Raw genomic sequence first — 11226 nt, forward strand, 5'->3', positions numbered from 1 at the left:
CCGTCCCGGACCTGCGGGGCGTGCTCGCCGCCGTGACGGCCGGGGCGGGCTGGACCGTGCTGCCCGGCTACCTCTGCCGGGCCGAGCTGGCCTCCGGTGCCCTGCGGCTGCTCCACCGGCCGGAGGACCCGCCGATCAACACGGCCTACCTGGTGCGGCGCCCGGGCCCGTCCGCCAACCCGCACGTCGCGCTCGTCCGCGAACGGCTGCTGGCGGCGGCACGGACCTGGTGACCCCCGGTCAGCCCCGCCCCGCCCCCGCCCCCGGCTCCGGTCCGGTCTCCGGCCTGGTCTCCAGCCCCGGATCCGGGCGGCGGGGTCCGGGCAGCGGCCCGCGCGTGGCGAAGCTCCAGCGGTTGGCGGCGAGCGCGTCATCGGGTTCGGGACGCGGGCCGCGCCCGTAATGACGGGTGAACTCGAACGGGGTGTGGGTGACGGTGGCCCAGCCCCGGTCCGCCAGGTCGGCGGCGGTGTCGGGCCGGGGCTCGTCGTCGAACAGGACCAGCAGGTCGATGCCGAGCCGATCGCGGGCCGCCAGGTAGACGGGGTTGCGGCGCACCGCGGCGTGCTCCATGCCGAGCTTCACCTCGTAGGCCAGGCTGCTCCCGGCCGCGCTCAGCCGGTCCACGGTGGCGATCAGGCGCCGCTCCGCGGCGGCGGGCAGGTAGAGCAACAGCCCCTCGGCGAGCCAGGCGGTCGGCTCCCCCGGGCGGAAGCCGGCGGCGGTCAGCGCGCCGGCCCAGTCGAGGCGCAGGTCGCAGGCGACCGGCACCCGGCGGGCCGTCGGCCGCGCGCCGACCCGGTCCAGGACCTGCTGCTTGAACCCGAGCACCCGGGCCCGGTCGAGCTCGAAGACGGTCGTGCCGGGCGGCCAGTCCAGCCGGTGGGCCCGCGCGTCCAGCCCGGCCCCGAGCAGCACCACCTGGCGGGCGCCGAGTTGGGCGGCCCGCAGCAGGTGGTCGTCCAGGGCCCTGGTCCGCAGCGCGAAGTAGCCGCCGAGCCGCCCCCACAGCGGGTCGTCCCCGCCGTCCGCGCCCGGCGGGACGTCCCGGGGGTGGACCGGCCAGTGCGCGGACGCGCGGGCGGCCCGGACGAAGTGCTCGGCGAGCGGGTCGCGGGCCAGGGCGTCCGGGCGACGGCTCTCGATCGCCCGGGCGGCGGCGACCAGCAGGGCGGTCAGTCCGACGCCCTCGTCGACGCCGGAGGCGGCGGCGGTGGCCACCCCGGCGGTGACACCGGTCGCGGCGCCGGTCAGGGCGCCGGTGGTGGCACCCGTGGTGGAACAGGTGCCGGCGCGGGCGGCCGTGGCGGGGGTCATGGGCCCTCCAGTTGCTCGGGAAGCCGTGTCCAGACGGCCGGTTGGTCGTGGGTGGTGACGCGGGCGCCGTAGACGCGGCCCATGAAGCCCAGGACCTGCTCGTCCGGGTAGTGCAGGGCGGCGGTGCAGTCCCGGAGCACCGTCACGTGGAGGCCCTTCTGGAAGGCGGTGCGCGCGGTGCTGTCCACGCAGACGTCGGTGAACACGCCCGCGAACGCCAGGTGCCCGATCCCTCGCCCGGTCAGGTGGGGGCCGAAGCCCTCGCCGAGGAAGGCGTCGAAGCAGGCGTACTTGGTGAACACCGCCTCGCCGGGCTCCGGCGCCACGCGGTGGAACTCGGCGCCCCAGGTTCCGTCGAGGCACTTGGGGCGCTTGCCGAGCGCGGTGTCCCGGTGGCGCCAGGCGGCACCCTGGTGCTCGGGGTCGCCGAGGAAGCGGACGAAGAGCACCTCGGTGCCGTGCGCCCGCGCCGTCTCGACGGCCCGGGCGGCGTTGGCCGCCACGACGGTGAGCCGCTCCGGGTCCCCGGGGTAGCGGGCGGCGGCGACGGGGCCGGCGCAGAAGTCGTTCTGCAGGTCGACCACGACCAGCGCCGTCCGGTCCGCACCGGCGCTCACGGGCGGTCCGGGAGAACGGCGACAGGACGCGGACCACCGGCGGCACGCGGGCCGCCGATCGGCAGCGGACCGGCGGACGCCCGCGCCGTCAGGGCTTCGAGCACCGCGTCGACCACGGCGGTGGTGGAGTGCCGTCCGCCGAGGTCGGGGGTCCGCACGCCCCGCTGCTCGGCGGCGGCCAGCGCGGCCTCGACGGCGCCCACCGCGCCCGGACAGCCCGCGTGCCGCTCGGCGATCGCCGCGGCGGCGCGCAGGGTGGCGACGGGATTGACGGTGTCCTTGCCCGCGAGGTCGTCGGCGGAGCCGTGCACGGTCTGGTACTCCACCAACTCCCCCAGCTCCGGGTGGAGGTGGACGTTCTCGGTGCAGCGGTTCTCCTGCCGCCGGCCGCCGAACCGGTCGAGCAGCACGACGTGCATGATGTCCGCCCACTCGTTGCCGGCCACGATGACCGTGCGGTCGCCGAGGCCGTGCGTGATCAGGTTGCGGTTGACGGTGTCGGGCTGGAACAGCCGCACCTCCACGCCGAGCCCCCGCCCGAGTTCGCCCACCCAGTCGTCCAGGGCGCCGTCGAGCAGGTGGAACTTGTAGGCCATCACCACCCGGGCGGGACCGCCGTCGGGCCACTGCCGCCAGGCGCGCCGGACGGCGAAGTCGAGCACCTTGCCGGTGGTCTCCCGGCTGAACTCCATGGTGCGGGTCACCACGCCGGGGGTGTGCCGGTTCTCCCCGGTGTAGAAGCCCTGGGCCTCGTCACGGACCAGCAGCAGCGATTCGTCCCCGGCCGCGATCGGCTCGACCTTGACGGCCTGCAGGCGCTGGCGGACCAGGTAGAGCGACTGGGCGTTGACGGCCGTGCGGAAGACGGCCGTCGTGCCGAGCCGCGCCCGTTCGCGGCAGAACCGCTCGTAGTGGCGGGCGTCCTCCTCGGTCAGCGCCCGGATCCCTCCGAGGTCGCCCACCTCCTCCCGGAGCGAGACGTACGAGTGGTAGGTCCGCGGGGACTTCACGATCTCGACCCCCACCCCGTGCAGGGCCGAGATCCGGTGCAGGGTCCGTTCGAAGACGGCCGCGAGCTCCGCGCCCGTCCCACGGCCCACGGCGAGTCCGACTGCTGGTTTCACACTGCTCCTCGGCTGGTCGTCGACTGGTCCGGTACGGGCGGGGTGCCGCGGCCGGACGGATCAGGTGGCCGGGTTGCCCACCAGGTGGTCTCCCGGGATGCCGGCCTTGTCCGGCGCGTAGTAGTCGCGGATGCCCTCCGCCCAGGTGGCGACCGGGACGCGGTCGTCGGCGGTCGGCTCGAAGGCGTCGAAGAGGGCGTCGATATTGGTGCGCCCGAAGCCGATCGCGGTCATCAGCGCGGTGAACAGGGGGCGTTCGACCAGCCCGTCGCCGTCCGGGTCGCCCAGTGCGGCCAGCGCGTCGGCGAACTGCCCGATCGTCGGGCCGAAGCGCTCGGGCGACAGCACGAAACCGCGGAACTCCTCCCGGGTGACCACGCCGTCGCCGTTGGTGTCCAGTTCCGTCTCCAGGGTGACCCAGTAGCGCCGGAAGGCCGCGCGGATGGCGTCCTTGGCCGATTCATCCGCATCGAACGCCGCCTCGACCACGCGCTTGGACATCAGGTCGAAGTCGCCGATGTCGATCACGCCGTTGCCATTGGCGTCGAACAGCCCGAAGACGAGCTCGATCCGCTGGGTGGCCTCGGTCCGCATGTGTCGCTCCTTCTCTCCGTACGTCGGGACGCTCGGTGCCCGATCGGTCTCCCACTATCGGCGAGCGGGGGCGGGGCGGACGAACCACCGCCGCCCGCTTCACCTGATGGAGTGAAGTTCACCGGCTCACCGGGGAGTTGACGCGACAGCGGGCCGTCCCCCGGGTCAGCGGACGTAGTACGGGCGGTGGTGGGCGGCGACCGGGGCGGACTGGTAGGTCCACACCCCGGCGGCGGGCGCGCCGCCGATCAGCCGGGCGAGGTCGGCCGCGGCCTCCCGGCCGTGGTCCCCCGCCCCCGACGCCGCCCCCGGGTCCGCTCCCGGCCCCGGCCGCGGCCGTCCGAGCGTGAGCCGGATCCGGGCGGCGGTGCGGGTGTCGAGCGGGTGGAAGCGGTAGGGCTGGTGGACGGTCAGCGGACCGGCGAGCAGCCGCCCGTCGGGATCGGTGCCGTAGCCGGTGACCGGGGTGTTGACCACCGGCTCGCCGTCCAGGCCGGCGAGGTCCGCCTCGACGGCGAAGAGCTCCTCCTCGTAGCGCCGCAGGCCGTCCGGCCCGAGGCCGGCGCGGTGGCAGACGAAGGACCAGCGGTCGTGCACGGCGGCCGCGTTGAGCGAGGGCAGGACGGCGGTGAACCATCCCGGGTGCTTGGGCTCGGCGTAGAGGCGGGTGCCCGCGTCGATGGCGAGCGGGTTGTCGCAGAGCACGTGGAGGCGGGCGATGCCGAGCAGCCTGGTCTGGTCGTGGCCCCGGGCGTACTGCCCGTAGTCGACCGCCGGGAGCCGGTCGGCGGCGGATGTCGGGTGGGCGATGACGTTGATCTCCACCTCCTCGGTGATGCCGCCGCCGGTCGGGTACTGGGCGAAGTAGAGCTGGTAGTTGAGCGAGACGCAGGCCCGGCCGCCGAAGTCGGCGGCGGCCAGCCCGGGATGGCGGTCGGCGAGCAGCGCCCGCACCGGTCCGGGGTCGACCAGGAAGTCCACGCCGATGTTGTGCAGCGCGCCGTAGTGGAAGGGCAGGTAATACGGCTCGGGCACGGGCGGCAGCGGCAGACCGGTCATCAGGGCTCCCTGGACGGGGTCGGGGTAGGGGCAGGGGTAGGGGCAGGAGTCGGGATCGAGGACGGCGGGAAAGGCGGGGACGCGAGCGGGACGGCGGACGGGGCGGCGGGCGCGAGGGCGGCCGGCCGGCGCAGCGCCGTCAGCTCGTGGTGGACGCGGTCGGCGCTGCGCAGGGCGAGCGCCGCCATGGTGAGCGAGGGGTTGGAGGTGCCGAGCGAGGGCATCGAGCCGCAGCCGACGGCATAGAGGTTGGGATGGTCCCAGCAGCGCTGCCACTGGTCGACCACCGAGCCGCCCGGCGAGTCGCCCATCACATGGGTGCCGCCGGCGTGGCCGGCGCCCCGGTAGCCGTAGGCGACGCCCTGGTGTTCGAGGCGCCCGGGCCAGCCGGGGCCGGCCTCGTAGCGGGTGTGGTCCTCGGCGCCCAGCAGGGCGAACAGTTGGTCGGAGACGGCCCGGGCGGAGGCCATGCCGTGCCGGACGTAGGCGGAGAGGTCGTAGTGGAGGGCGGGGCGCGGCAGTCCGAGCGGGTCGCGGCGGGTGTGGTCGAGGGTGACCCGGTTGGCGGGGTCGGCGGGCTGCTCCAGTTCGAACTGGAGCGAGAACTGGCGGCCGAGCCGGTCGCCGAGGCGTTCGCGGAGGTCCTTGCCGCGCGGTCCGGCGCGCAGCAGCTCCGCCGTCTCCACCGCGGGCGGCCGGCCGGCCCAGGACCACCCCCAGTTGCCGATCTCGATCCGGAAGGGGGCCCGGCGGGCGCGGGCGGGGCCGAACCGGAAGGCCTCCAGGCCGCTGGTGGAGCCGGGCCCCCGGTAGGGGCCGGTGGGCTGTGGCAGCAGGCCCCAGGTGAGCAGCGCCGGGTGGTCCATCAGGTTGCGGCCGACCTGGTCGCTGCGGTTGGCGAGGCCGGAGAGGAGCAGCAGCCGGGCGTTCTCGATGGCGTGGGCGGCGAGCACCACCTGGTCGGCGCGGACCCGGTGGACGGTGCCGCCGGCGTGGTACTCGACGCCGGTGGCGCGGCCGGTGCCGTCGACGAGGACCCGGCTCACCACGGCGCCGGTGCGCAGCCGTACGCCGGGTGCCCAGCGGGCCTGGGTGCGCAGCGGGGTGTACTTGGCGCCGGTGGGGCAGACCGGGACGCAGGCGGCGGCGCCCTGGCAGAGCGGGCCGGCCTGGTCCGCCGGGGCGGGGGCGCCGGAGGTGGGCGGTGCGTTGCGGGCGTGCGGAGTGGTGCTGACGGCGAGGTGGGCGTCCTCGTCGGCGGCCGGGTCGCGGACGGTACGGCCGTCGAGGGCGCGGGCGACGGTCCGGTCGAGGTGGCTGGCCGGGACGGCGCGCATCGGGAAGGCGTAGTCGTCGGGGATGGGCAGGCCGACGTCGTGGCGCTGCTGGGCGGCGTCGGCCGCGACGCCGAGTTCCCGTTCGGCCTGGCGGTAGTACGGTTCGACGTCGTGGTAGCCGATCGGCCAGTTGCGGCCGTGGCCGAGGTCGGCGGTGCGGAAGTCCTCGGGGTGCATGCGCGGGGTGAGGCCGGTCCAGAGCAGTCCGGTGCCGCCGTTGGCGCGCAGGTAGCCGCTGGCGTAGGGCAGCGGACCGTGCTGGACGAGGTGGCCGGTGGCGGTGAACCCGCCGCCGGGCAGGCCGGTCAGGTCGTCGACGTCCGGGGAGGGGGCGTCGGCGCTGCGCGGGTAGGGCGAGGTGGGGGTGCCGCCTCCGGCGGCCCGGTGGGCGGTGGTGGTCGTGGCGGCGCCGGGGACGGCGTGGCCGGCCTCCAGGACGAGGACGCGGTGGCCGTGGGCGCCGAGGCGGTGGGCGACCAGTGTGCCGGCGAAGCCCGCGCCGACCACGATCACGTCCCAGGGGTGGTCGCCGTCCGTGGGCCGGTGCTCCGGCGGGCGGCTCATCGGTCGCCTCCGGTGCCCGGGGCCTCGGCCCAGCTGCCGTGTCCCGGTGCGGTGCTGCCGGGGGCGGCGCCGTGGAAGGTGCGCCACATCAGGCCTCGGTCGTGGGCGCGGGGCGAGGAGGGCGGTTCGTCCGGCCAGGCGCCGACGTACCAGAGGTGGAGCAGGGCGTGTTCGTCGCGGACGCGGTGGGCGAGGAGGGTGCGGTGGTGCTCGTCCGCCATGCCGGTGTCGCGCAGCTCGGTCTCGTCGAAGCCGGTGAGCTCGGCGGAGACCCGCAGGAAGGCGCCGAAGTCGGCGAGGTCCACCGGGCCCGTCGGGTCAGCGGGGGCCGTGAGGTCCGCGGGGTCCGCGGGGCCGGGCGGGCCGTCCCCGCCGACCGGATCGGACAGGTGGTCGTGGTCGTCGATCGCCGGCAATCCGGCACCCCCTTGGTGAGTGCGCCCCGAACATGACAGGCGATCGGGCGGGGACCCGGTCGTCCTCGGAGCGATGCTGCCTCCCCGGCCGCCCCCGAGGGGGTGCTGACCGGAATCGTTCGAACCTGCCCGCCGGCTGTCCGCCACGCCGTCGACCGACGGCCAAACGCTTGTCGGATCGGATGCCGAAATGACCGGAGCGGACCGCGCGGGGTGCTCCGAATGCAGTAGCGCAGCGCGCGGGTACCGGAGCGGGGCTGCGATCTTCGGAAGCACGCGCGGCTTCGTCGCGCCGTCCGCCCGGTGCCGAGACCTGGAGGCCCCCGATGTGGCAGGCTCCCCCCACGGCCACCCCCCATCCGGGTGAGTGGCTGCCCACGCTCGACCTGCCCGCCCCCGGACCGCAGAACCGGCTGACCGTGCTGGTCCGGATCCTGCTGCTGATCCCGCAGTTCATCGTGACCTGGGTGCTGTCGGTGGTGGCCTTCTTCGTCACGGTCATCGGCTGGTTCGGCGCGCTGGTCCTGGGCCGGCTGCCCGGCTTCGCCGCCGACTACCTCTCGGCGTACCTGCCCTACGAGACCAGGGTGAGCAGCTACCTCCTGCTCACCCACGACCGCTATCCGCCGTTCGCCTTCCGCACTCCCGACTACCCGGTCCAGGTCGGGCTGCGGCCGGGCGGCCTCAACCGCCTCGCGGTGCTCTTCCGGCTGATCCTGGTCATCCCGGCGGCCGTCGTCCAGGGACTGCTCTTCGCCGGCTGGTGGGTGGTCGGCTGGATCAGCTGGCTGGTGGTGCTGATCCTCGGCCGGATGCCGCTGCCGCTGTTCGAGGCGACGGCGGCGGTCCTGCGCTACCGCATGCGGTACATGGCCTACCTGCTGATGCTGACCTCGGCCTACCCGAAGCGGCTGTTCGGCGACGAGCCCGGCTCCGAGCCGGGCGGGCCGGTGTCGGCGACCCGCCCGCTGGTCCTCAGCGGCGCGGGCCGCGCCCTGCTGGTGGCCTTCCTGCTGCTCGGCCTGGTGTCGGGGGCGACCGGTTCGATCACCGCGAACGTCACCTCGGACGACTCGGGCGACTACGGGTTCGAGCACCTCACCGGCCCGCTGGCGCCCGGGCCGCCCCGGGACTGAGCGACGTGCGGAGCCGGGAGCCGGTCGCCCACCGGCCCGCGGCGGGTTAGGCGGTGGGACGGGCGGCGGACCGCCCCACCGCCGAACGGGGTGGCCGTCCGTGGGTCCGGCGGCCTCAGAAGGTGAGGTTCCAGGCGTCGACCGTGCCGACGTCGCCGGAGGCGCCGTCCTTGACCCGCAGCCTCCAGGTGCCGTCGGCCGGGCTCGCGGCGGCGTTCACCAGGTAGGTCTTGGCGACGTTGTCGGCGCTGTCGCCGTTCGGGAAGTCCTCCAGCGGGAGGACCGTGCCGTTCGGGGCGACCAGGGAGAGGACCAGGTCGCCGCGGTAGGTGTGCTTGACGTCGACGCCGACCTTGAGGGTGGCGGGGGCGTTGCCGCCGACGCCGGTGACGGTGAGCGGGCTCTCCACCGTGGCGTTGTCGGTGATCGCGACGTCGGTCAGGGTCTCGAAGTACCTGCCGGTCGGTGGGGTGGCGCCGACGGCCTTGAGCGCGTCGACCTGGCCCTCGCCGTAGAAGGCGTTGACGGCGGTGGTGCCGGTGCAGCGGCCGTCGGACGCGGGGCAGGGCACGTCGTTGGCCTGGGTGGCGAGCCTGGCGCGCAGGTCGGCCGGGGTGAGCGAGGGGTTGGCGCTCGCGAGCAGCGCCGCGACGCCGGTCACGTGCGGGGAGGCCATCGAGGTGCCGCTCTTGGTGCCGTAGCGGCCACCGGGCAGCGTGGAGTAGACCCCGGTGGCGCCGTCCCCGCCGGGCGCGGCGACGTCGATGACGCCCCGGCCGTAGTTGGAGTAGGAGGCCTTGGCGGTGCCGCTGGCCATCGCGGAGACGGTCACCACGCCGGGCAGCTCGGTCGGGATGTCCAGGCAGGCGTTGGTGATGGTCCGGGTGACCTTGGTCGAGTCGTTGGGGCTGTCGCTGTCGGTGGTCTTGTTGGCGAGGTCGTAGTTGGCGTTGCCGGCCGCGGCGACCTGCAGCGAGCCCTTGCCCTCGGCGTACTCCTGGGCGCGCCGGACGCCCTCGATGATGGCCGCCTGGTCCAGGTCGTCCGGGCAGTTGAACTGCCAGGGGTCGGTGTAGTAGCTGTTGTTGGTCACCTTGAAGCCGTGGTCGCCGGCCCAGACGAAGCCGCAGACGGTGTTCTCGGCGAAGAACAGCGTGCTGCTCGGCTCGGCGATCCGGACCGAGGCGATCCGGACGCCGGGGGCCACGCCGATGACGCCCTTGCCGTTCTTCGCGGCGGCGACGGTGCCGGCGACGTGGGTGCCGTGGGTGTCGACGTCGCGCCAGGCGCCGGCGCGGGTGTCGGGCCTGCCGTAGGCGCAGGAGACCGAGTCGGCGGCGTCGAAGTTGGGCGCGAGGTCCTGGTGCTGGTCGTCGACGCCGGTGTCCAGCACGCCGACCTTGACGGTGGGCGAGCCGGTGGAGACGGCCCAGGCCTGGTCGGCCTTGATCTGGGTCATGTCCCAGCGGTTGGTCTCGGTGAGGGTGGTGGACGACTGGGCCGGGTTGGCCGGAAGCGCCGGGTTGTAGGCGTCGGCCGGGACGTCCGAGGTGCGGGTGGCGCCGACCTGCTGGACGCCGGGCACGGCGCGCACCGCGGCGGCGAAGGTGCCGGACGTCGCGTGGGCGACGAGGACGCCGATCGCGTCGTAGCTCGCGAAGACGGTGCCGCCGTTGGCGGTCACCGCGGCCTTGGCGGCGGCGACGTCGGCGGGGGCGCTGATCACCAGGTAGGCGCGGGTCCCGGCGGCCCAGCCGGCGGCGGCCGGGGCGGCGGGTGAGGCGGGCGCGGCGGGTGAGGCGGGCGCGGCGGTGGCCAGGGTCGCGGGAGCGGCCAGGGCGGCGGTGGCGAGGAGGGCGAGTGCGGCGGTGGGGCGGCCGACTCGCCGGGATATCAGACGGGACATCAAACGTGACACGTGCGTCCTCCGATCGGCCCGTGCTTGAGGGGATCACACGGGGATTGAACGCAACATGCCAGAACGGCGAGCGCCTGGGGAAGGCCTTGCGCACGACCGGTTGTCACAAACGTGCCAACCTTTGCCACCCCGGCACTCGCCGACCCGCCGTCAGAAGGCGTACGGCCCGAACCGCCCCCAGGCCACGACCGCCGCGAGGACCAGCAGGAGCACGTTGACCACGACGCTCTTGGCCTCGCCGCGCCGGCCGTGCACGAAGGCGGCGCCGGCCATGATCAGCGCGAGCCCGGTCGCCGCGACCGGCACCAGGCCGGGCGCGATGTCGACGACGGCCGGCAGGACCAGGCCGATGCCGCCCAGGATCTCCAGCAGGCCGATCGCCTTGATCGCGGCCGGCGGGTAGTTCACCGCCCAGGTCCCGGTGGCCTCGATGACCTTCTCCTTGGGCTGGAGCAGCTTGGGCGTACCGGCCGCGACGAACAGGGCGGCGAGGAGGCCCGCGAGGACCCAGAGAAAGACGTTCATGTCACTCCGAAAATTGAATTGAAGCTTCAAGCAAAGTACGCCGCCATTGCTTGAAGCGTCAAGTGAATGATCGGGTTACTAGAGTGGTCGCCATGGACAGGGACGAACCGCGCTGGCTCACCGCGCCCGAACTGGAGGCCTGGAAGGCGTTCAGTGCGATGATCATCAAGCTGCCCGCCGCGCTGGACGCCCAGCTGCGGGCCGATGCCGGCCTGAACCAGTTCGAATACCTCGTCCTGGCCGGACTCTCCGACGCCCCGGAGCGCACGCTGCGGATGAGCGATCTCGCCGTCCTCGCCAACGGCTCGCTCTCGCGCCTGTCGCACGTGGTCAAACGGCTTGAGGCGCAGGGCTACGTGCGCCGCGAGCGCTGCCCGGGCGACGGCCGCGCCACCAACGCCGTCCTCACCGAGGAGGGCTTCCGGAAACTCGCGAGCAGCGCCCCCGGACACGTGGAGCAGGTGCGGTCGCTGGTCGTCGACCCCCTCGATCCGGAGCAGCTCGACCAGCTGCGCCGGATCTGCCTCCAGGTGCTGCAGGCCATGGACCCCGGCCTGTCCTGGCCCGCGTGCGGGCCCGAGGCCGCGGGCGCGACGGAGGACGTGGGCTGAGGCGTGTC

12 protein-coding genes are annotated in these 11226 nt (G+C 74.6%); 3 read left to right on the forward strand and 9 right to left on the reverse strand.

Going from position 1 to position 11226, the window contains the following annotated elements:
* Positions 1-233 (forward strand): LysR substrate-binding domain-containing protein (locus ABD308_RS31905; protein ID WP_344342835.1); only part of this gene is annotated, 233 nt, incomplete at its 5' end.
* 7 nt (positions 234-240) lie between these two features.
* Here the strand turns inward: ABD308_RS31905 and ABD308_RS31910 are convergent.
* The 7 genes from ABD308_RS31910 to ABD308_RS31940 all read right to left on the reverse strand — a co-directional run bounded on the left by ABD308_RS31910 (position 241) and on the right by ABD308_RS31940 (position 7028).
* Positions 241-1317: a class I SAM-dependent methyltransferase gene (locus ABD308_RS31910; protein ID WP_344342838.1), complete on the reverse strand. Its 1077-nt coding sequence runs from the start codon at positions 1315-1317 to the stop codon at positions 241-243.
* Positions 1314-1934 (reverse strand): cysteine hydrolase family protein, encoded by a 621-nt coding sequence (locus tag ABD308_RS31915; protein WP_344342840.1) that lies wholly within the window; start codon positions 1932-1934, stop codon positions 1314-1316. The genes ABD308_RS31910 and ABD308_RS31915 overlap by 4 nt, the downstream gene beginning before the upstream one ends.
* The gene (locus ABD308_RS31920) at positions 1931-3058 is read right to left on the reverse strand and encodes an isocitrate/isopropylmalate family dehydrogenase (protein WP_344342842.1); all 1128 of its coding nucleotides are present in this window, start codon (positions 3056-3058) and stop codon (positions 1931-1933) included. Before ABD308_RS31920 ends, ABD308_RS31915 begins: the two co-directional genes overlap by 4 nt.
* A 60-nt stretch (positions 3059-3118) precedes the next feature.
* Complete coding sequence (locus ABD308_RS31925) at positions 3119-3652, reverse strand: EF-hand domain-containing protein (protein ID WP_344342844.1); 534 nt, start codon at positions 3650-3652, stop codon at positions 3119-3121.
* 165 nt (positions 3653-3817) lie between these two features.
* Positions 3818-4711 (reverse strand): hypothetical protein, encoded by an 894-nt coding sequence (locus ABD308_RS31930; RefSeq protein WP_344342846.1) that lies wholly within the window; start codon positions 4709-4711, stop codon positions 3818-3820.
* Positions 4711-6612 (reverse strand): GMC family oxidoreductase, encoded by a 1902-nt coding sequence (locus tag ABD308_RS31935; protein ID WP_344342848.1) that lies wholly within the window; start codon positions 6610-6612, stop codon positions 4711-4713. Before ABD308_RS31935 ends, ABD308_RS31930 begins: the two co-directional genes overlap by 1 nt.
* Positions 6609-7028 carry a hypothetical protein gene (locus tag ABD308_RS31940; protein WP_344342850.1) on the reverse strand — a complete coding sequence of 140 codons (420 nt, stop codon included), beginning with the start codon at positions 7026-7028 and terminating at the stop codon, positions 6609-6611. The genes ABD308_RS31935 and ABD308_RS31940 overlap by 4 nt, the downstream gene beginning before the upstream one ends.
* A gap of 326 nt (positions 7029-7354) precedes the next feature.
* Here ABD308_RS31940 and ABD308_RS31945 point away from each other — a divergent pair, with 326 nt between their 5' ends.
* Complete coding sequence (locus tag ABD308_RS31945; protein ID WP_344342852.1) at positions 7355-8164, forward strand: DUF4389 domain-containing protein; 810 nt, start codon at positions 7355-7357, stop codon at positions 8162-8164.
* Positions 8165-8279: 115 nt separating this feature from the next.
* Here the strand turns inward: ABD308_RS31945 and ABD308_RS31950 are convergent, their stop codons facing one another.
* Both ABD308_RS31950 and ABD308_RS31955 read right to left on the reverse strand, forming a co-directional pair.
* Entirely contained in the window at positions 8280-10070 is a 1791-nt protein-coding gene (locus ABD308_RS31950; RefSeq protein ID WP_344342884.1) for a S8 family peptidase, read from the reverse strand.
* Positions 10071-10232: 162 nt separating this feature from the next.
* On the reverse strand, positions 10233-10607 hold the full coding sequence (locus tag ABD308_RS31955) for a DoxX family protein (RefSeq protein ID WP_344342854.1): 375 nt from the start codon (positions 10605-10607) through the stop codon (positions 10233-10235).
* Positions 10608-10699: 92 nt separating this feature from the next.
* Between ABD308_RS31955 and ABD308_RS31960 the strand changes: the two genes are divergently transcribed.
* Complete coding sequence (locus tag ABD308_RS31960) at positions 10700-11218, forward strand: MarR family winged helix-turn-helix transcriptional regulator (RefSeq protein ID WP_344342856.1); 519 nt, start codon at positions 10700-10702, stop codon at positions 11216-11218.
* Positions 11219-11226 lie beyond the last annotated feature (8 nt).

This window comes from Kitasatospora putterlickiae, from assembly GCF_039527695.1.
Classification (GTDB): domain Bacteria; phylum Actinomycetota; class Actinomycetes; order Streptomycetales; family Streptomycetaceae; genus Kitasatospora; species Kitasatospora putterlickiae.

Excerpts from the sequence above, each read along its gene's own strand:
- ABD308_RS31925 (WP_344342844.1), bottom strand. The coding sequence starts at position 3,652 with ATGCGGACCGAGGCCACCCAGCGGATCGAGCTCGTCTTCGGGCTGTTC.
- ABD308_RS31930 (WP_344342846.1), bottom strand. The coding sequence starts at position 4,711 with ATGACCGGTCTGCCGCTGCCGCCCGTGCCCGAGCCGTATTACCTGCCC.
- ABD308_RS31960 (WP_344342856.1), top strand. The coding sequence starts at position 10,700 with ATGGACAGGGACGAACCGCGCTGGCTCACCGCGCCCGAACTGGAGGCC.
- ABD308_RS31945 (WP_344342852.1), top strand. The coding sequence starts at position 7,355 with ATGTGGCAGGCTCCCCCCACGGCCACCCCCCATCCGGGTGAGTGGCTG.
- ABD308_RS31935 (WP_344342848.1), bottom strand. The coding sequence starts at position 6,612 with ATGAGCCGCCCGCCGGAGCACCGGCCCACGGACGGCGACCACCCCTGG.
- ABD308_RS31910 (WP_344342838.1), bottom strand. The coding sequence starts at position 1,317 with ATGACCCCCGCCACGGCCGCCCGCGCCGGCACCTGTTCCACCACGGGT.
- ABD308_RS31955 (WP_344342854.1), bottom strand. The coding sequence starts at position 10,607 with ATGAACGTCTTTCTCTGGGTCCTCGCGGGCCTCCTCGCCGCCCTGTTC.
- ABD308_RS31950 (WP_344342884.1), bottom strand. The coding sequence starts at position 10,070 with ATGTCCCGTCTGATATCCCGGCGAGTCGGCCGCCCCACCGCCGCACTC.